Below are 19,647 nucleotides of genomic sequence, written 5' to 3' on the forward strand. Positions count from 1 at the left end.
AACCCCCTGTGACATCTCAGTCGTCCCCAACGGCTTCGTTGTTATCGAGTGCAGTATCTACTACCGCAACCGCACGTGGCGACCGATGCGGCAGACTGCTCACTCGCGCTGAGGCGCCGCGCTCGCCCACGTCTCCGGTTCCGGTACGAGGACCGATATTCAGTCCACTGCCGGTCGGTGGACTGGACTCGAGCAGTGGACGGGCGGACAGACTCGAGACATGAACGCCCGCGACCTCGCACTCCGGACCACCCTGCTCGTGGGTGGCCTCACGCTCTACGGCACGTCGATGGCCATGATGATCACCGGTGGTCTCGGGCTCAACCCGTGGGACGTGTTCCACCAGGGGCTGGCCGCACGGCTCCCGATCAGTTTCGGGGCGATCACGGCGGTGACCGGCGTGATGGTGCTGCTGCTGTGGATCCCGTTGCGTCAGCGGCCGGGCATCGGAACCGTCGCGAACATCGTCATCATCGCGGTGAGCGTCGACCTCGCGCTGGACTGGCTGCCCGAAGTCGCCTCGATCCCGTCACGCGCAGCGCTGCTCACCGGAGGAGTCGTGCTCAACGGTCTCGCCACGGCGGCCTACATCTCGGCCGGCCTGGGCGCGGGTCCGCGCGACGGCCTGATGACAGGACTCGTCGCGCGGAGCGGACTGTCCGTGCGCCTGGTGCGCACGGCCATCGAACTCGCGGTGCTGGGAACCGGATGGCTCCTCGGCGGCACGGCCGGTGTGGGGACGGTGCTGTACGCGCTCGCGATCGGCCCGCTGGTGCACTTCTTCCTCGGCGTGATGCCCCAGAAGTTCACGGCCCAGAAGTTCACGGCCCGGAATTGCACGGTGCGAGCAGGAGGAGATCACTCCTCGGTGGAGAGCTCCGAACCGGCCGACAGGATCCCGACCGAGACACCGTAGGGAAGGAATCGGACCTTGCGATTCGGATCCACGTTGTCCCGGTGGGCACGCAGAGCATCGAGTTCGGTCGCGAAGACCTGATCGACGCTCGCCGACCCGTCGGAGTCGACGGAGTAGACGGCCCACACCCCGTCGCCCTTCTGACCCGTGGTCTCCGGCTCCGGGGTGGACTTGGTCGCGGCGGGCGTGAACATGCCGGCCCACGGAGCGCCTCCGCCCGACTGATCGGCCATCTTCATGGCCTGGCCCAGCATGTCCCGCAGGCCCTCGCCCGCTTCGCGAGCGACGCGCTCGAAGTCCTCGGGATCGAAACCGAACTGTCCTTTTCCGCTCATGGTGTACCTCGCAGAGTGTGGTGTGACGGGCTTTACTCCCCCAACGACCGATGAGCTTCATCCGTTCCCGGGTCAGTACGGCGCGGACGGGTACACCATGACGGCAAGTACCCCTCGACGAACGGACATCACCGCATGACGAAGCTTCTGTACGTGGTCACCGGATCGGATCACTGGACGCTGAAGGACGGAACCGCGCACCCCACCGGGTACTGGGCGGAGGAGCTCGTCGAGTCGCACCGGACCTTCACCGAGGCCGGCTGGGACATCGTCGTCGCGACGCCCGGTGGTGTGACCCCGACCGTCGACGAGGGATCGCTGGCCGTCGAGGCGAACGGCGGCGACGAGGCGAAGGTCGCCGATCTGAGGTCGTACCTGGAGTCGGTGAAGGACGTGCTCGCGTCACCCGCGCGCCTCGAGGATCAGACGGCGTCGTCCTTCGACGCGGTCTTCGTCCCCGGTGGCCACGGTCCGATGGAGGACCTCGCGGTGTCGGACGACTTCGGCGCCCTTGTCACCGAGTTCCTCGACTCGGGCAAGATCGTGTCGGCCGTGTGCCACGCACCCGCCGCGCTGCTGTCGGCGAAGCGCGACGACGGCAGCTGGCCCTTCTCCGGCTACCAGCTCACGGGCTTCACCAACCAGGAGGAGGAGCAGGCCGGACTGGCCGACAAGGCGCCCTGGCTGCTCGAGACCCGTCTGCGTGACGGTGGAGCGAGCTTCTCGGCGGCGGATGCCTGGTCGCCCCACGTCATCGTCGATCGCACCGTCTACACCGGCCAGAACCCGGCATCGACCAAGGCATTGGCGGATCGGCTCGTCGCTGCTCTGAGCTGACGGCACCCCGGCTGACTCCCGGCGCCCGCTGACCCCCCCGCGAGTACGTCCACACTGTCGCGATTCCCCGCCGATTCACGACGGTTCGGACGTACTCGCCGGGAGCGGGCGGGGGGAAGGGGGTCAGACCATCGCGGCTGCAGCCCGCTCGGCGAGGTCGAGCAACGGTTGCGGGAAGACCCCGAGCACCACGGTGGCGACGGCCGAGACGGCGACGGCCACGGTCGCGCCCGTTCCGTGGGTGATCGTCGCCGAGGGTCCCTCCGGTTCGGTGAAGAACAGGACCACGATGACGCGGATGTAGAACGACGCGGCGATGGCACTGCTGACGACGCCGACGATCACCAGCACGGCACCGCCGTCCTCGAGTGCGGCCTGGAAGACGGCGAACTTGCTCGTGAAGCCGCTCGTCGACGGGATGCCGGCGAAGGCGAGCAGGAACAGCGCGAAGGCCGCTGCGGTCAGGGGCGATGATCGTCCGAGGCCCGCCCACCGGGACAGTTCGGTGACCTCGCCGCCCTGATCTCGCACGAGGGACACCACGGCAAAGGCGCCGAGTGTGCTGAAGGCGTAGGCCGCGAGATAGAACAGCGTGGCGGACACGCCCGCCGCTCCCGCGGAGACACCCGTGAGGATGAAGCCCGCGTGGGCGATCGACGAGTACGCCAGCATCCGCGTGACGTCGGTCTGCGCCACCGCGATCACGGCTCCCACGAGCATGGTGACGATGGCGACGGCCCACAGCATCGGCCGCCACGCGTCCTGGAGATCGGGCACGCCCACGACGAGAATGCGCAGCAGCGCGCCGAAGGCCGCCACCTTCGTGGCCGAGGCCATGAACGCGGTCACGGGCGTGGGTGCGCCCTGGTACACGTCGGGGATCCACGAATGAAACGGCACCGCACCGACTTTGAACAGCAGGCCGACGGCCACGAGACCGACCCCCAGCACGCCGAGAACCTGGTCCCCGTCGGCCACATCGGCGATGTCGTCGAGTCGGACGCTGCCCGCGTAGCCATAGAGCAGCGCCGTGCCGAACAGGAAGAAGGCCGACGAGAACGCTCCGAGGAGGAAGTACTTGAGCGACGCCTCCTGGGACAGCAGACGCCGACGACGCGCGAGCCCGCACAGCAGGTACAGCGGGAGTGAGAGCACCTCGAGCGCGACGAACATGCTCAGCAGATCGTTCGAGGCCGGCAACACCATCATGCCGCCGACGGCGAACAGGGTGAGCGGGTAGATCTCGGTACGGGTGACCCGGGCGGTGACGGCACGGGCCTCGGCGACGGTGCCCGGCACCGTGGACGCCGCGGGCGTGAAGGCATCGACCGCAGCCACTTCGGGATGGTCGGACGAGCGATGCGCCATCAGTACGACCGACGCCGCGGACACCGCGACGATGACCCCCTGCAGGAACAGTGTGGGCCCGTCCACGGCCACCGACCCCACCGCGGCGACGGTGCTGGTTCCGGCCAGCGCGACGACGGCGGCGAACGCTGCCGCGAGTGCGCCGAGGGCGAGCACGAGATGGGTGACGCGGCGCCGATCGGCGGGAACGAACGCCTCGACCAGGACGCCGATCACCGCGGCCGCCAGCACGATGATCATGGGCGACAGCAGGCTGTACTCGAGGGACGGGGTGTCGATGGTCATGGCGCGGCCACTCCTGTCTCGAGTTGCTCGACCGATGTGCGTTCGACGGCCGGCGTGAGGATGTCCAGCGCGGGTCTCGGGTACACGCCCAGCGCGATGACGATCACGAGAAGTGGAGCGACGACGGCGATCTCGCGCGGCACGAGATCGCGGATCCGTTCCGAGCCGGCGGCGACGGGCCCGGTCATCACCCGTTGATACAGCCACAGCACGTAGATCGCCGAGAGCACCAGCGCCGACGCCGCGATCACCGCCGCGACGCCGTAGCGCGGGAACGTTCCCACGAGGACCAGTAATTCGCTGACGAACGGGGCGAGTCCGGGAAGCGACAGAGTGGCCAGTCCGGCGACGAGGAACGTGCCGGCGAGCACGGGCGCCGCCTTCTGCACACCCCCGTGGTCGGCGATGACCGCGCTCCCGCGCCGGGTGACGAGGAACCCTGCGACGAGGAACATTGCGGCCGTGGCGATCCCGTGGTTCACCATGTACAGCGCGGACCCCGCCTGCGACTGGCTCGTCATGGCGAAGATGCCGAGGATGATGAACCCGAAGTGCGAGATGGAGGTGTACGCGATGAGGCGCATGATGTCGGTCGCGCCGATCGCCAGCACCGCGCCGTAGACGATCCCGACGACGGCGAGCGTGATCACCGCCGGCGCGAAGGTCGCCGACGACTCCGGGAACAGCTGCAGGCAGTACCGCAGCATCCCGAAGGTGCCCACCTTGTCGACGACGGCCATCATCAGTACCGCCGTCGCCGGGGTGCTCTCGGTCGCCGCGCCGGGCAACCAGGTGTGCAGCGGCCACAGCGGCGCCTTCACGGCGAAGGCCACGAGGAATCCCAGGAACAGCGCGTTCAGCACGCCGGGAGAGGCGCCGAGTTCGCCGGCCGCCGCGGCGTCCGCGATGGCGCGCAGGTCGAACGTGCCCGCCGAGAAGGGACTCGCATCCGAGGCGGTGACGACGTACAGGCCGATGACGGCCGCCAGCATGACGAGCCCGCCCGCGAGGTTGTAGAGCAGGAAGGTCACCGCGGCGGAACGCGCTCGTCCGGCATCACGGCCGAAGCCGCCGATGAGGAAGTACATCGGCACGAGCATGGCCTCGAAGAAGAGGTAGAAGAGCAGGATGTCGAGGGAGACGAACGAGACCATGACCATCGACTCGACGACGAGGATCAACGCGACGTAGGTGTGGGTGCGGCGTGAGCGCGACGCGGGCGGGGTGTCGTTCCACCCGGCCAGCAGGAGGATCGGGACCAGGACCGCGGTCAGCAGTACGAGAGTCAGTGCGATGCCGTCGATCCCGAGTGTGTAGCCCGCACCGAAGCTCGGGATCCACTCGTGCTCCTCCACGAACTGATATCCCGGCGCGCCCGCCTCGAATCCGATCGCACACAGCACGGCGAGGATCAGCACGACGCACGATGTCGTGAGCCCCACCGCGCGGGCGGCCGCAGACCGGGTGGGCGGCACGGCGATCACTGCCAGCGCTCCGATCAGCGGGAGGAGCCAGAGCGCGCTCAGCACGGGAAGGTCGGTCATCGCGTCACTCCCAGTGCCACGGTCAGGGCGACGACCACCAGGACGGCCCCGGCGAACATCGAGAGGGCGTACGACCGAACGAACCCGTTCTGCCACCGGCGCAGTCGTGTGGAGGACTCCCGGACCGCGGTGGCGACGGCACTCACCACTCCCTCGACGCCGACGCGGTCGGCGGTGACCACCGCGGCGGTCGCCCGCTGACCCGGCCGCATGAAGACGGCCTCGTTCACCGCGTCCCCGTACAGATCTCGGCGAGCGGCCGCGGTGAGGACCGACCCCGTGGGTGCGGTCACCGGGACCGCCGATCGGCCGTACATGCGCACGGCCACGCCCACCCCCGAGGCGACGGTCACCAGCACCGCGAGGGTGACGGCCCACGCGGGTACGAGGTGTGCGGGGTCGTGTTCACCGACGACCGGGGCGAGCCATCCCTCCAATCGGGTGCCGATCGCGAGAAGCGCACCGGCACCGACGGATCCGACGGCCAGCACGATCATCGGGCCGGTCATGCTCGCGGGTGCCTCGTGCGGGTGGACTCCGCTCCGCCACCGCCGCTCGCCGAAGAACGTGAGGATCATGACCCGCGTCATGTAGAAGGCGGTCAGTCCCGCGCCGACCAGGGTGGCTGCGCCGAGCGCCGCACCCTTCGCACCGCCGGCGTCGATCGCGGCCTCGATGATGCCGTCCTTCGAGAAGAACCCCGAGAACGGTGGGACACCGATGATGGCGAGATAGGCCAGCCCGAACGTCACGTAGGTGATGGGCAGAACGGTGCGCAGTCCGCCGTACCGCCGCATGTCCGTCTCGTCGTTCGTCGCGTGCATCACGGACCCGGCGCCGAGGAACAGGCCGGCCTTGAAGAATCCGTGCGTGAGCAGGTGCAGGATCGCGACCGCGTACCCGGCGGGGCCGAGACCGGTCGCGAGAACCATGTACCCGATCTGGCTCATCGTCGACGCGGCCAGAGCCTTCTTGATGTCGTCCTTCGCGCAGCCGATGACGGCCCCGAAGAGCAGCGTCACGGCGCCGACCAGCACGACGACGTTCTGGGCGGCCGGGGACGCTTCGAAGACGGGCCCGGACCGGACGATGAGGTACACACCGGCGGTGACCATCGTCGCGGCGTGGATGAGCGCCGAGACGGGCGTCGGGCCCTCCATCGCGTCACCCAGCCACGATTGCAGCGGCACCTGCGCCGACTTGCCGCACGCGGCGAGCAGGAGGACGAGGCCGAGGGCGGTCGCGGTGCCATCGCCCATGCCGTCGACCCCGGCGAACACGTCGTCGTACGAGACGGATCCGACGGACGAGATCATGATCATCAGCGCGACGGCCAGTCCGATGTCGCCGACACGATTGACGACGAACGCCTTGCGTGCGGCCGAGGCCGCCGACGGCCGGGTGGACCAGAATCCGATCAACAGGTACGACGCGAGGCCCACGCCCTCCCATCCGACGTACAGGCCGAGGAAGTTGTCCGCCATGACCAGCAGCAGCATCGCGGCCACGAACAGATTGAGGTACGCGAAGAATCGGCGGCGCGCGGGATCGTCCCGCATGTACCCGATCGAGTACACGTGGATGAGGGTTCCGACGCCGGTGACGAGCAGGACGAAGCACACCGACAGCTGGTCGAGGCGGAGACCGAACTCGATCTGCAGCGACTCGACCGGAACGTAGGTGAAGACCGTCTGCGAGAGCGCGCGGTCCTCCGCTGCGCGTCCGGCCATGTCGACGAAGGCGACGACGGCCAGCGCGAACGACGCGAGCATCGCCGCGCACGCGAGGAGGTGGCCCCACGCATCGCTCCGGCGTCCACCCAGCAGCAGCACGACGGCTCCGGCGAGGGGAATGAGCGGCAGCAGAACCAGAGTCGTCGCCATGTCAGTACTTCAACAGACTGTCGTCGTCGACCGAGACGGATCGACGAGAGCGGAAGATCGCCATGATGACGGCCAGACCCACCACCACCTCGGCGGCGGCGACGACCATCGTGAAGAACGCGAAGACCTGTCCGTCCAGTCCGCCGTGCATCCGCGAGAACGTCACGAAGGCCAGGTTCGCGGCGTTGAGCATCAGCTCGATGCACATGAAGACGACGATGGCGTTGCGGCGCAGGAGGACACCGGCGGCGCCGATGGTGAACAGGGCCGCGGACAGGTACAGGTAGTACTCCGGGTTCATCGGCTCGGCCCGTCGCGGAACTGCCGACTGACCGACGACTCGGCGTCGCTGCCGTCGGGGAGACGAGCGGGCCGGTCCACACCGTTGTGGCGTGCGTAGACACCCGGGCTCGGCAGCGGTGTCACGCGGTCTCCGAAGCGGAACCTGTCCTGCGACAGCTCCTTCTGGGTTCTGGTCCGGCCGACGGCGTCCCGGTGGGTCAGCACCATGGCACCGATCGTGGCAGTGATGAGCAGCGCTCCGGTGAGCTCGAAGGCCCACACGTAGCGCACGAACACCAGCTCGGCGAGCCCCTCGACGTTCGCCGGCGACTGCGCGGTGAAGCCGCGGAAGTCGTTCAGCGCGGCATTGCTGAGCCCCCCGATCAGCAGGACACCGAATCCGAGACCCACGACGATGGCCGCGATGCGGTGCCCCCGTAGCGACTCGACGAGCGAGTCCGACGAGTCCACCCCCACGAGCATGAGTACGAAGAGGAAGAGCATCATGACGGCGCCGGTGTAGACCACGATCTGGACGACACCGAGGAAGACGGCACCCTGGACGATGTAGAAGATCGCGAGCACCACCATCGTCGATGCCAGGAACAGAGCCGAGTACACGGCTTTCGCCGACGCCACGACGCCCAGCGCGCCGATGAGAGCGAGCGGGGCGAGGATCCAGAAGGCGATGGCCTCGGAGGTCGAGACGATCATCGGTCCGCCTCCCGCCGGGCGATGACGGCCCCGCGGTAGTAGTCCTCGTCGGTGGCGCCGTCGGCCATGGCGTGCGGGGGCGCGTCCATCCCCTCGGCGAGCGAGGCCAACAGATCGGTCTTCTCGTAGATCAGATCGGCGCGGTTGTCGTCGGCCATCTCGTACTCGTTGGTCATGGTCAGGGCGCGGGTGGGGCACGCCTCGATGCACAGACCGCACCCGATGCACCGCAGGTAGTTGATCTGGTAGACGCGCCCGTACCGTTCGCCGGGCGAGTACCGCTCGGTCTCCGTGTTGTCGGCGCCCTCGACGTAGATGGCGTCGGCGGGGCACGCCCACGCGCACAGTTCGCAGCCGATGCACTTCTCCAGGCCGTCCGCGTAGCGATTGAGCTGGTGACGGCCGTGGTACCGCGTCGCCGTCGGCACCTTCTCCTCCGGATACGACTCGGTCTCCGGCTTCTTGAACATGGTGGCGAAGGTGACGCCGAAACCCGCCACAGGTCCCAGGAATTCAGGCATCGGTCGTCTCCTTGGTGATGGGTCGAGGGCGGGCCGGACCGGGTGAGCGGTCCGGCATCGGAGGCACGGGGAACCCGCCCGCCGCGGCATCGACCCCCTGCTGGTCCGCCGTCGCACCGGAGTGGGTCCGTTCCAGGCGCCCACGCCGTAGCGTCCGGGCGAGCACGGCGATCAGGGCGGCGGTGTAGACCAGTGACACCACCACGGTGACCGGCCGGACGTGCGGGGAGTCGAGGAGGAGGACGCGCACGGCCGCGATGACCATGATCCACAGCAGCGCAGCGGGAATGAGCACCTTCCACCCGAAGTTCATGAACTGGTCGTAGCGCAGGCGTGGCAGGGTGCTGCGGAGCCAGACGAAGACGAACAGGAAGCCCCACACCTTGATCGTGAACCAGAGAACGGGCCACCAGCCCTGATTGGCGCCGTCCCACAGGCTGATCGGGAAGGGGGCGCGCCAGCCGCCGAGAAAAAGCGTGGTCGCGAGCGCCGAGACGGTGACCATGTTGACGTACTCCGCGAGCATGAACATGGCGAACCGGAGCGAGGAGTACTCGGTGTGGAATCCGCCGACCAGTTCGCCCTCCGCCTCGGGGAGGTCGAACGGCGCACGGTTGGTCTCGCCCACCATCGAGGTGATGTAGACGAGGAACGACGGCAGCAGCATCACGACGAACCACAGGCGCTCCTGCGAGGCGACGATGCCGGACGTCGACATTGTGCCCGCGTAGAGGAACACGGCCGCGAAGCTCAGGTCCATGGCCACCTCGTACGAGATCACCTGCGCGGTAGAGCGCAGTGCTCCCAGAAGCGGATACGTGGAACCGGACGACCACCCGGCCAGGACGATGCCGTACACACCGATCGAGGTCACGGCCAGGATGTAGAGCACCGCGACGGGCATGTCGGTCAGCTGGAGCGGGGTGATGTGCCCGAACACCGACACGGTGGGGCCGAACGGGATCACGGCGAAGGCCATGAAGGCGGGGACGACCGAGATGATCGGTGCCAGCAGGTAGATCGGACGGTCCACGCCCCTCGGGACGATCCCCTCCTTCAGGGCGAGCTTCACACCGTCGGCGAGGCTCTGCAGGATGCCCCACGGCCCGACCCTGTTGGGGCCGATGCGCATCTGCATCCAGGCCATGACCTTGCGCTCGGCGTAGATCGCGATGAGCGGTGTCAGCACGAGGAAGCCGAAGACGGCGAGCGCCTTGGCGACGACCAGCCACAGTGGGTCGATCCCGAAGACGGAGAGGTCGGTCATGACGGTGCTCCTGCCGAGAGACGCACGGCGGCACCGGGTGCGACGTGGAGGGTCGCACTCACTCGGGACGGTGCCGAGTTCCACGGCAGCCACACCACGTGGTCCGGCATGGCGGTGACGCGGAGCGGCAGCGTGATCGACCCCGAGTCGGTGGAGACGGTCAGTGGCTCACCGTCGGACACCCCGGTGTCGGCCGCGGTCGCGGGCGACAGCCGGGCGACGGGGGTCCGCGCCGTGCCGGCGAGATCGGTCTCCCCGTCCTGCATCCGCCCGGCGTCGAGCAGCATCCGCCAGCCGGCCAGTACGGCGGTTCCTGCGCCGAGGGCGGTCGGTGCCGCGCTGCCGCGGTCCGGAACGTCGGGGGATCCGGGTGCCGACCCGGCCGCATCGAGTTCGCGGCGTGCCGCGTCGGCGTCCGGCAGTCCGAGGCGGTGACCCATCTCGGTGGCGATCGCGTCGAGGACCCGCAGGTCGGCCATCATGGACGGCGTCGGGAGTGCTGCTCCGAACGTGCGCCGGCGGCCTTCCCAGGTGGTGAACGATCCGGCCTTCTGCGCGACGGCGGCGACCGGGAACACGACGTCGGCCCGGTCGGTCACCTCGCTGCTGCGCAGGTCCAGTGCGACGACGAAGGGGACTCGGTCGAGCGCGGCGCGGGCCGCCTCGGGATCGGGGAGGTCGTCGAGCTCGACACCGGCCACGACGAGCGCGCGGAGGTCAGCGCCGAGGATGCCGACCGTGTCCCGGCCCGGTGTCGCCGGCAGATCGTCGACACCCCACGCCGCGGCCACCGTGCGCCGAACCGCGGGGTCGTCCACCCGGCGACCTCCGTGCAGGAGGGTGGGGAACGCACCCGAGTCGAGGGCGCCGCGGTCACCGGCACGGCGGGGGATCCACGCGACGCGGGCGCCGGTGGTGTCGGCGGTGCACGCGACCGCGGCGAGGGTGCCGGGGCTCGACGCCGCCCGCTCGCCGACGAGGATCACCGCGCCCGGCACGCGCAGCTGGTCGAGCACGTCCGGGTCCGCCAGCCCCGCGGCCTCCGTCCCCGGCGCCGTGGGACGCACGTCGGCTCTCAGCTTCGTGCTGCCGGGCGACGCGAAGGGCGCCAGTGTCAGTACGCGAGTGTGTCCCCCGCGCACTGCCTTCCGCAGGCGGAGGAAGACGATGGGGCTCTCCTCCTCCGGTTCGAAGGACACGAGGACGACGATCGGTGCGGCCTCGAGTGCGGCGTACGTGACGTCGATCCCGCGGCCGGCCACCCGAGCGGACAGGAAGTCGGTCTCCTCCTCGGACGTCGGGCGGGCCCGGAAGTCGATGTCGTTGGTACCCAGCGCGATCCGCGCGAACTTGCTGTAGGCGTACGCGTCCTCGACGGTGAGACGGCCACCGGTGAGCACGCCGGCGTGTCCGCGAGCCTCCGCCAGGCCCCGAGCGGCCACCGCCAGGGCCTCCGACCACGACGCGGGCTCGAGGGTGGTTCCGCGTCGGACCAGCGGGGTGTCGAGTCGATCGGGCAGCGTGCCGTACGCGAACGCCCAGCGGCCCTTGTCGCAGCTCCATTCCTCGTTGACCTCGGGATCGTCGCCGGCCAACCGACGCAACACCTTTCCGCGGCGATGGTCCGTGCGCTGGGCGCACCCACTGGAGCAGTGCTCGCAGACGCTGGGAGTCGACACCAGGTCGAAGGGCCGCGCGCGGAATCGGTAGGCGGTGTTGGTGAGTGCACCCACCGGGCAGATCTGCACGGTGTTGCCGGAGAAGTACGACTCGAAAGGCTCGGCGCCGTAGATGCCGACCTGTTGCAGCGCACCGCGTTCGAGCAGATCGATGAACGGGTCACCGGCGATCTGCTCGGAGAAGCGCGTGCACCGGGCGCAGAGGACGCACCGCTCGCGGTCGAGCAGGACCTCGGTCGACAGGGGGATCGGCTTGGGATACGTGCGTTTGGTCTCCGTGAAGCGCGACTCGGTGCGGCCGGTGGACATGGCCTGGTTCTGCAGCGGGCACTCGCCACCCTTGTCGCACACCGGGCAGTCCAGCGGATGGTTGATCAGGAGCAGTTCCATCACTCCGCGCTGCGCCTTCTCGGCGATCTCCGAGCTGTGCTGCGTCCGGATCACCATGCCGTCGGACACCGTCGTGGTGCACGACGCCAGGGGCTTGCGTTGACCCTCGACGTCGACCAGGCACTGCCGGCACGCGCCGACCGGGTCGAGCAGCGGGTGGTCACAGAACCGCGGGATCTGCACACCGAGCATCTCGGCCGCCCGGATCACCAGGGTGCCTTTCGGGACCGACATCGGGACGCCGTCGAGGGTGATGTCCACCGTCGTCTCGGCGCGCGCGCCGTCGTTCTGCACCGCGGTCATGTCAGTTGTCCTGCCATCAGGGTGGAGAGGTGCGGATCGAAGGGGCATCCACCCTGCTCCACGTGCGCCACGTACTCGTCCCGGAAGTGGGCGATCGACGAGACGATGGGGCTGGCAGCACCGTCTCCCAACGCGCAGAACGACTTTCCCAGGATGCTGTCGGCGACGTCGAGCAGCTTCTGCAGGTCACCCTCCGATCCGGTGCCGTTCTCGAGGCGCGCGAGTATCTGCACCAGCCAGTAGGTGCCCTCGCGGCACGGGGTGCACTTCCCGCACGATTCGTGCGCGTAGAACTCGCTCCAACGACGGACCGCGCGGACCACGCACGTCGTCTCGTCGAAGATCTGGAGTGCTTTCGTGCCGAGCATCGATCCCGCGGCACTCACACCCTCGTAGTCGAGCGGGACGTCGAGGTGCTCGGCCGTGAAGATCGGGGTGGAGGATCCGCCCGGTGTCCAGAACTTCAGCGTGTGCCCGGCGCGGACACCGCCCGCGTGCTCGAGCAACTCGCGCAACGTGATGCCGAGCGGCGCCTCGTACTGTCCGGGGCGGGTGACGTGGCCGGAGAGCGAGTACAGCGTGAAGCCGGGTGATTTCTCACTGCCCATCGAGCGGAACCACTGCGTCCCGCGCGCGAGGACCGTCGGCACACTCGCGATGGACTCGACGTTGTTGACGACGGTGGGGCTCGCGTAGAGGCCCGCCACGGCGGGGAACGGTGGCCGCAGCCGGGGCTGGCCGCGGCGCCCCTCGAGGGAGTCGAGCAGTGCGGTCTCCTCGCCGCAGATGTAGGCGCCCGCCCCCGCATGGACGACGAGGTCCAGATCGAACCCGGAGCCCTGGATGTCCGTGCCCAGATACCCCGCTGCGTAGGCCTCGGCGACCGCGGCCTGCAGCCGCCGCAGCACCGGCACCACCTCACCGCGGAGGTAGACGAACGCGTGCGACGAGCGGATGGCGTACGCCGCGATCACGATGCCCTCGACCAGCGCGTGGGGTGTGGCCATCAGCAGCGGCATGTCCTTGCACGTGCCCGGCTCCGACTCGTCGGCGTTCACCACCAGGTAGTGCGGCACGGTCTGGTCCGCGGGTGTCGGGCCGTCCTGGGGGATGAAGCTCCACTTCGTGCCGGTGGGGAAGCCGGCGCCGCCGCGACCACGCAGGCCGGAGTCCTTGACCGTGCCGATCACCTCGTCGGGTGTCATCGCCAGGGCTGCGGCGAGACCGTCGTACCCGCCGTGGCGGCGGTAGGTGTCCAGAGTCCAGGACTCGGGCTCGTCCCAGTAGCGGCTCAGAACCGGGGTGAGTGTCACGGCCGGACCTCCTTCGCTGCAGTGCCGCCCGGGTGGGGCACATCGGCAGACGGGGCGGGCGCGGGCTTGTCCGGGGTGGAGTCCGTCGGCGGTTCGGCTGCCGCCGCCGCGTCGGGTTCCGCGTGCTCGGGGGCGCGCATGTCCTTCTCCCGCGCGACACGCAGGCCTGCCAGCGTCGCCTCGCCGGCGGTCGGTGCGTCGAGCGCGCCGGGCCGGGGGTCGGGAAAGCCCGCCAGGATGCGCGAGGTCTCGCGGAAGGTGCACAGGGTCGCACCGCGCGTCGGGGTGACCGGGCGCCCGGCGCGGAGTTCGTCGACCAGCGTGCGCGCCGACTCGGGAGTCTGGTTGTCGAAGAACTCCCAGTTCACCATCACCACCGGTGCGTAGTCGCAGGCGGCGTTGCACTCGATGTGTTCGAGCGTCACGGTGCCGTCCGTGACGCCGTCGAGGTGGTCGACGAGGGCCTCGTGAATGGCGTCCCCGCCCATCACGGCGCAGAGAGTGTTGGTGCACACGCCGACGAGGTAGTCGCCTGTCGGCTCGCGGCGGTACATCGAGTAGAACGTCGCCACCGCCGCGACCTCGGCACCCGTGAGGTCGAGTGTGTGCGAACAGAAGTCGATCGCGGCGGGGGTGAGGTACCCGTCCTCGGCCTGGAGCAGATGAAGGATCGGGATGATCGCGGACCGGGCGCGCGGGTAGCGGGCCACGATGGTGGCGGCGTCCGCCTCGAGGCGAGCCAGCACGTCCTCGGGGTAGGTCCGCCGGGCGCCTGGTCGCACGAGTTGGACGCGTTCCTCCGGACGGGGTCCGAAAGGTATCGCCACCGGTTCCCGTGTGCTCATCGGTCCACCCCACCCATCACGGGATCGATGCTCGCCACGGACGCGATCACGTCGGACACCATGCCGCCCTCGCACATCGCCGCGACGGCCTGCAGATTGGTGAACGACGGGTCCCGGAAGTGCACACGGTAGGGCCGGGATCCACCGTCGGAGACCATGTGCACACCCAGCTCGCCGCGGGGTGACTCCACCGCGACGTACACCTGTCCCTCGGGCACGCGGATGCCCTCGGTGACGAGCTTGAAGTGGTGGATCAGCGACTCCATCGATCCGTCCATGATCTTCTGCACGTGCTCGCGGGAGTTGCCCAGTCCGTCGGGGCCCGAGACCAGGTCCGCAGGCCACGCGATCTTCTTGTCCGATACCATCACGGGCCCCGGCGCCAGTCGGTCGAGGCACTGTTCGACGATCTTCAGCGACTCGCTCATCTCGTCGACACGGATGAGATACCGCGCGTAGCAGTCACTCTCCTGTTCGGTGATCACGTCGAACTCGTAGGTCTCGTAGCCGCAGTAGGGCTCCGCGCGACGGAGATCGTGGGGCAAGCCCGTGGCACGCAGCACCGGACCGGTGATCCCGAGCGCCATGCATCCGGTGAGATCGAGGTACCCGATGCCGCGGGTCCGACCCTTCCAGATGGGGTTGTCGTCCAGCATCGCGCTCATGTCGCGCAGGCGAATCGGCAACAGGTGCAGCAGGTCCCGGATCTTCGGCACGGCGTCGTCGGGCAGGTCCATCGCCAGCCCGCCCGGCCGGACGAACGCGTGATTCATCCGCAGGCCCGTGATCGTCTCGAAGATGTCGAGGATCAGTTCACGTTCCCGGAATCCGAAGAGCATGGCGGTGACCGCGCCGAGCTCCATGCCGCCGGTGGCCAGAGCGACCAGGTGTGAGGAGATGCGGTTGAGTTCCATCAGCAACACCCGGATCACGGTCGCGCGTTCCGGCACGTCGTCGGTGATGCCGAGCAGCTTCTCCACGCCGAGGCAGTACGCCGTCTCGTTGAAGAAGGGCGACAGGTAGTCCATCCGCGTCACGTAGGTGACGCCCTGCGTCCAGTTCCGGTACTCGAGGTTCTTCTCGATACCGGTGTGCAGGTAGCCGATTCCGCACCGCGCCTCGGTGACGGTCTCCCCCTCGATCTCGAGGATGAGGCGGAGGACCCCGTGCGTGGAGGGGTGCTGCGGTCCCATGTTGACGACGATGCGCTCCTCACCGGCGGTGCCGGCCAGGTCGACGATCTCGTCCCAGTCCTGGCCCGACGCGGTGTACACGGTCGGCGTGGTGTGATCCTTCTCGAGTGTCATCAGTTGTACGACCTGCGCTGATCGGGGGGCGCGATCCGCGCGCCCTTGAACTCCACCGGGATGCCGCCCAGCGGGTAGTCCTTGCGTTGCGGGTGCCCCACCCAATCGTCGGGCATCTCGATGCGTGTCAGGGACGGGTGCCCGTCGAACTCGATGCCGAAGAAGTCGTACGTCTCGCGCTCGTGCCAGTCGGTGGTGGGGTAGATGCCGCACAGCGACGGAATGTGCGGGTCGGACTCCGGCACAGACACTTCGAGACGCAACCGACGACCGTGCGTGATGGACTGCAGATGGTAGACGGCGTGCAGCTCGCGTCCGGTCTCGCCGGGCTGGTGGACGCCACTGACGCCGAGACACAGTTCGAAGCGGAGTGCCTGATCGTCGCGTAGCGCGGACGCGACAGCGGGCAGGTGCGTACGCGCGATGTGCAGAGTCAGCTCACCGCGGTGGAGCACGGCACGCTCGACGGCGTCGTCCCAACGTTCGCCCCGAGCCGCGAGCGCCGACTCCAGTGCGTCCGCCACGACGTCGTGGTCCCCACCGAACGGTCGACTCGCGTTGTCGTGTCGGGGTTTCGGCGGCGCCAGTCGGCCGTAACCCGACGTGTCGCCCGAACCGCGCACTCCGAACATGCCCCGCGCTCTCATCGCAGCAGCGTCTTCGCGTCGATGACGGACGGAGAACTCAGCGCGGCCTTCTCGGTCTCGGCGATGGCCCTCTCGCGGTCGACGCCCAGCGGCATCGCCTGGATCGACGCGTGCAACTGCAGGATGGCGTTGATCAGCATCTCGGGCCGCGGCGGACAACCGGGCAGATAGATGTCGACCGGTACCACGTGGTCGACGCCCTGCACGATGGCGTAGTTGTTGAACATTCCTCCCGAGGACGCGCAGACACCCATCGCCAGAACCCATTTCGGCTCGGCCATCTGGTCGTACACCTGCCGGAGCACCGGTGCCATCTTCTGGCTCACCCGTCCCGCGACGATCATGAGATCGGCCTGGCGGGGGGAGGCGCGGAAGGCTTCCATACCGAACCGGGCGAGATCGAACCGGCCGGACGTCGTCGACATCATCTCGATCGCACAGCACGCCAGTCCGAAGGTCGCGGGCCACAGAGACCCCTTGCGGGCGAAGCCGGCGAGGCCTTCGACAGTGGTCAGCAGGAAGCCGCTCGGCAGCTTCTCTTCCAATCCCATGCGATCACTTCTTCCACGGCGAGTGGATCAGTCCCAGCTGAGACCTCCACGACGCCACTCGTATGCGTAGGCGGCGGAAACGTTGACGATGAACAGGGCCATCGCGGCGAGACCGAACACACCCAGTGCCTCGAAGTGCACAGCCCACGGGTACAGGAACACGATCTCGATGTCGAAGATGATGAAAAGCATTGCGGTGAGGTAGAACTTGACCGGAAAGCGACCGCCGCCGATGTGCTGCGGTGTGGGCTCGACGCCACATTCGTACGCGTCGAGCTTGGCGCGGTTGTATCGCTTCGGTCCCACTTCCGATGCCACGAGGACCGAGAACAGCGCGAAGGCGACCGCGATCGCGCCGAGAACGAGGACCGGCACATATGCGTTCATGCCACTCGAACTCCCGCCCGTGTCGTGGGTTCCGACCGGAACCGCCCTACGCCTCGAGGTGATCTGTGCCACACAGTAGGACTTTTTCGTCGCGATGGGTCCGGTTTGGTGACTCGGGCTCACAATCGTCGCGAATCGGTGATCCCCCGGCGTCACAGATCGGAGATCCGGCGGGGCCTCAGGCAGGGTCGCGGAGCAGTCCCACCACGGCGCGGCCGAGTTCGAGTGGGTCGATCGGGTGCGACACCGACGCGTCGGCACGCGACCAGGTGGCCAACCACGCATCGTCGGGGCGGCCGGTGAGCACGAGAAGTGGTGGACACGGGTCGATCTCGTCGCGCAGTTGCTTCGCGAGGCCCATCCCGCCGACGGGAGCGCTCTCGCCGTCGAGGATCACCAGATCGACACCGCCGCGATCCAGGTGCTCGATCACGACGGGCGCCGTCGCCACGTCGAGATACTCGATCTCGGGCAGGTCGGGGTGCGGGCGACGGCCCAGCGCCTGGTGGACGAGCGCCCGCGTGGACGCGTGGCTGCTGTAGATCAGCACCGACAACGTTGCGTCCGCCACGGGTGGGACGTTACCCAGTGCGCTTCGCGCCCGTGCGCCTTTTGCGTATGCCTGGATGCGCAAGAGGCGCACAGGCGCGGAGCGCATCTACGACCGGTACAGCGACTCCTCGTATGCCGGCCCGTAGTACGCCCGCAGTTCCTCGAGCGATTCCGGCGAGTCGGGGATCAGCGTCTTGGAGATCTCTGCGACCGTCGGCAGCACCGACGGATTCCAGGTGTCCGGCTCCCACAGCCGTGACCGCAGGAACGCCTTGGCGCAGTGATGGAAGACCTGCTCGATGTCGACGACGAGCGCGAGGATCGGGCGGTGTCCCTTGACCACGAGGTCGTCGAAGAACGGCGCGTCGGAGATCAACCGCGCGCGGCCGTTGATGCGCAGCGTGTCCCCGCGTCCGGGGACCAGGAAGTCGAGCCCCACGAACGGGTTGCTCAGCACGTTGCGGTACCCGTCCATCCGCTTGTTGCCGGGCCGTTCCGCCAGCGCGATGGTGGCGTCGTCGAGGACGTGCACCAGCGAGCCGGGCGGGTCTCCCTTCGGCGAGACGTCGCACCGTCCGGTCTCGTCGGCGGTGGCCACCAGGCAGAACGGCGAGGCCGCGAGGAAGTCGCGGTCGAGCGGATGCAGCCGGGGGCGATCCTTGTGGGCGGCGCGGAAGCTCGGCGTGCCGAACATCGCCGTCAGCGTCTCGCCGTCGGTCACCTGTGTCCACGTCACGACGCGTCACCCACCGGGAGTGCCGGGAGATTCTGCTCGATCTGCTCCCGCGTCGGCTCGAGCCACGGCGGCAGCTTCAACGAGCGCCCGAGTTCGAGCAGTGGCTCGTCGACGTCGAATCCCGGCGCCTCGGTCGCGATCTCGAACAGCACGCCGCCCGGCTCCCGGAAGTAGATCGACTGGAAGTACTGCCGGTCCAGGATCTCGGTGACGTGCGCTCCGCTGTCGACCAGCTCGGTGCGCCAGGCGGTGAGGGTCTCGTGGTCGGGCGCACGGAAGGCGACGTGGTGAACGGTGCCGCCTGCCTGCAGACCACGGTCGCTGCGGTCGGTGACGACGTCGACCAGCGCGCCCGCGCCGCCCGCGGCCATGGCGAACCGCGCGCTCGCGGCACCGTCCGCGGCGACGGTCATGCTCATCCGGTCGGTGAGCAGCTCGGCTGTCGCGTCGAGTGTCGTCTCGGTGAGGGTGACCGAGTGCAGTCCGCGCACCGCGTGTTCGGTGGGCACCGATGCCACGCCGTCCCAGCCGGAGCGGGCGTCCCCGTCGGAGGCGATCAGGTCGAGGACCATGCCGTCGTGGTCGTACAGGCGCAGGACCTCGTCGTCGCCGCGGGTCACCGGCGCCTCGACGCGCACGTTCAGCTCCCGGAGCCGGTCGTGCCAGAAGGACAGCGACGAGCCCGGAACGCTGAACGCCGTCGACGTCGCGAGACCGGTTCCCTGTCGTCCGCGTTCGACGTCCTTCCACGGAAAGAAGGTGATGAGCGACGACGGGCTACCGCGGAAGTCCCCGTAGTACAGGTGGTAGGTGCCGGGGTCGTCGAAGTTGACGGTCTGCTTCACCAACCGCAGGCCGAGCACGCGCGTGTAGAACTCCACGTTCCGGCCGGGGTCCGACGCGATGGCGGTGACGTGGTGAAGACCGAGAGGGGCGAGTGTCGTCATGGGACCATCGTCCTACGTGTGCGCCGATATCTCCGTGA

The 19,647-nt window shown here is 68.7% G+C and carries 20 protein-coding genes; 2 read left to right on the forward strand and 18 right to left on the reverse strand.

Annotated elements, in window-relative coordinates:
• The first annotated feature begins 220 nt into the window (after positions 1–220).
• Positions 221–916 carry a membrane protein YczE gene (yczE, locus tag J4E04_RS00875; protein WP_490149700.1) on the forward strand — a complete coding sequence of 232 codons (696 nt, stop codon included), beginning with the start codon at positions 221–223 and terminating at the stop codon, positions 914–916.
• Here the strand turns inward: yczE and J4E04_RS00880 are convergent.
• Entirely contained in the window at positions 859–1,251 is a 393-nt protein-coding gene (locus J4E04_RS00880) for a hypothetical protein (protein ID WP_490149701.1), read from the reverse strand. The two genes, yczE and J4E04_RS00880, sit on opposite strands and share 58 nt — an antisense overlap.
• A 135-nt stretch (positions 1,252–1,386) precedes the next feature.
• Between J4E04_RS00880 and J4E04_RS00885 the strand changes: the two genes are divergently transcribed.
• The gene (locus tag J4E04_RS00885; RefSeq protein ID WP_490149702.1) at positions 1,387–2,088 is read left to right on the forward strand and encodes a type 1 glutamine amidotransferase domain-containing protein; all 702 of its coding nucleotides are present in this window, start codon (positions 1,387–1,389) and stop codon (positions 2,086–2,088) included.
• 123 nt (positions 2,089–2,211) lie between these two features.
• On the opposite strand, the gene nuoN is transcribed toward J4E04_RS00885, so the two are convergent.
• The 17 genes from nuoN to J4E04_RS00970 form a co-directional block, all read right to left on the reverse strand.
• Entirely contained in the window at positions 2,212–3,741 is a 1,530-nt protein-coding gene (gene nuoN, locus J4E04_RS00890; protein WP_490149703.1) for an NADH-quinone oxidoreductase subunit NuoN, read from the reverse strand.
• Complete coding sequence (locus J4E04_RS00895) at positions 3,738–5,285, reverse strand: NADH-quinone oxidoreductase subunit M (RefSeq protein WP_490149704.1); 1,548 nt, start codon at positions 5,283–5,285, stop codon at positions 3,738–3,740. Before J4E04_RS00895 ends, nuoN begins: the two co-directional genes overlap by 4 nt.
• Complete coding sequence (gene nuoL / locus J4E04_RS00900) at positions 5,282–7,168, reverse strand: NADH-quinone oxidoreductase subunit L (protein ID WP_490149705.1); 1,887 nt, start codon at positions 7,166–7,168, stop codon at positions 5,282–5,284. The genes J4E04_RS00895 and nuoL overlap by 4 nt, the downstream gene beginning before the upstream one ends.
• Before the next feature lies 1 nt (position 7,169).
• Entirely contained in the window at positions 7,170–7,469 is a 300-nt protein-coding gene (gene nuoK / locus J4E04_RS00905; protein ID WP_056440973.1) for an NADH-quinone oxidoreductase subunit NuoK, read from the reverse strand.
• A complete protein-coding gene (locus J4E04_RS00910; RefSeq protein WP_490149706.1) occupies positions 7,466–8,164 on the reverse strand; it encodes an NADH-quinone oxidoreductase subunit J in 699 nt (232 codons plus the stop codon). Before J4E04_RS00910 ends, nuoK begins: the two co-directional genes overlap by 4 nt.
• Positions 8,161–8,685 (reverse strand): NADH-quinone oxidoreductase subunit NuoI, encoded by a 525-nt coding sequence (gene nuoI, locus J4E04_RS00915; protein ID WP_027506032.1) that lies wholly within the window; start codon positions 8,683–8,685, stop codon positions 8,161–8,163. The genes J4E04_RS00910 and nuoI overlap by 4 nt, the downstream gene beginning before the upstream one ends.
• A complete protein-coding gene (gene nuoH, locus J4E04_RS00920; protein WP_490149707.1) occupies positions 8,678–9,952 on the reverse strand; it encodes an NADH-quinone oxidoreductase subunit NuoH in 1,275 nt (424 codons plus the stop codon). The genes nuoI and nuoH overlap by 8 nt, the downstream gene beginning before the upstream one ends.
• Positions 9,949–12,324, reverse strand: a complete 2,376-nt coding sequence (locus J4E04_RS00925) for an NADH-quinone oxidoreductase subunit G (protein ID WP_490149708.1) — start codon at positions 12,322–12,324, stop codon at positions 9,949–9,951. The genes nuoH and J4E04_RS00925 overlap by 4 nt, the downstream gene beginning before the upstream one ends.
• Positions 12,321–13,637 carry an NADH-quinone oxidoreductase subunit NuoF gene (nuoF, locus tag J4E04_RS00930; RefSeq protein WP_222629538.1) on the reverse strand — a complete coding sequence of 439 codons (1,317 nt, stop codon included), beginning with the start codon at positions 13,635–13,637 and terminating at the stop codon, positions 12,321–12,323. Before nuoF ends, J4E04_RS00925 begins: the two co-directional genes overlap by 4 nt.
• Positions 13,634–14,482, reverse strand: a complete 849-nt coding sequence (gene nuoE, locus J4E04_RS00935; protein WP_328811893.1) for an NADH-quinone oxidoreductase subunit NuoE — start codon at positions 14,480–14,482, stop codon at positions 13,634–13,636. The genes nuoF and nuoE overlap by 4 nt, the downstream gene beginning before the upstream one ends.
• Positions 14,479–15,789, reverse strand: coding sequence for an NADH dehydrogenase (quinone) subunit D (gene nuoD, locus J4E04_RS00940; protein WP_056440985.1), 1,311 nt, complete (start codon positions 15,787–15,789; stop codon positions 14,479–14,481). Before nuoD ends, nuoE begins: the two co-directional genes overlap by 4 nt.
• Positions 15,789–16,436, reverse strand: a complete 648-nt coding sequence (locus J4E04_RS00945) for an NADH-quinone oxidoreductase subunit C (RefSeq protein WP_222649955.1) — start codon at positions 16,434–16,436, stop codon at positions 15,789–15,791. The genes nuoD and J4E04_RS00945 overlap by 1 nt, the downstream gene beginning before the upstream one ends.
• On the reverse strand, positions 16,433–16,987 hold the full coding sequence (locus tag J4E04_RS00950; RefSeq protein WP_027506037.1) for a NuoB/complex I 20 kDa subunit family protein: 555 nt from the start codon (positions 16,985–16,987) through the stop codon (positions 16,433–16,435). Before J4E04_RS00950 ends, J4E04_RS00945 begins: the two co-directional genes overlap by 4 nt.
• A 27-nt stretch (positions 16,988–17,014) precedes the next feature.
• On the reverse strand, positions 17,015–17,374 hold the full coding sequence (locus J4E04_RS00955; RefSeq protein WP_490149709.1) for an NADH-quinone oxidoreductase subunit A: 360 nt from the start codon (positions 17,372–17,374) through the stop codon (positions 17,015–17,017).
• Positions 17,375–17,552: 178 nt separating this feature from the next.
• Positions 17,553–17,945, reverse strand: a complete 393-nt coding sequence (locus J4E04_RS00960; RefSeq protein WP_056440992.1) for an Rv3143 family two-component system response regulator — start codon at positions 17,943–17,945, stop codon at positions 17,553–17,555.
• Between the two features lie 87 nt (positions 17,946–18,032).
• Entirely contained in the window at positions 18,033–18,662 is a 630-nt protein-coding gene (locus tag J4E04_RS00965) for an MSMEG_1061 family FMN-dependent PPOX-type flavoprotein (RefSeq protein ID WP_027506040.1), read from the reverse strand.
• Entirely contained in the window at positions 18,659–19,609 is a 951-nt protein-coding gene (locus tag J4E04_RS00970; protein WP_490149710.1) for a ring-cleaving dioxygenase, read from the reverse strand. The genes J4E04_RS00965 and J4E04_RS00970 overlap by 4 nt, the downstream gene beginning before the upstream one ends.
• Between the last annotated feature and the right edge of the window lie 38 nt (positions 19,610–19,647).

This window comes from Rhodococcus sp. NFXS4 (assembly GCF_058139645.1).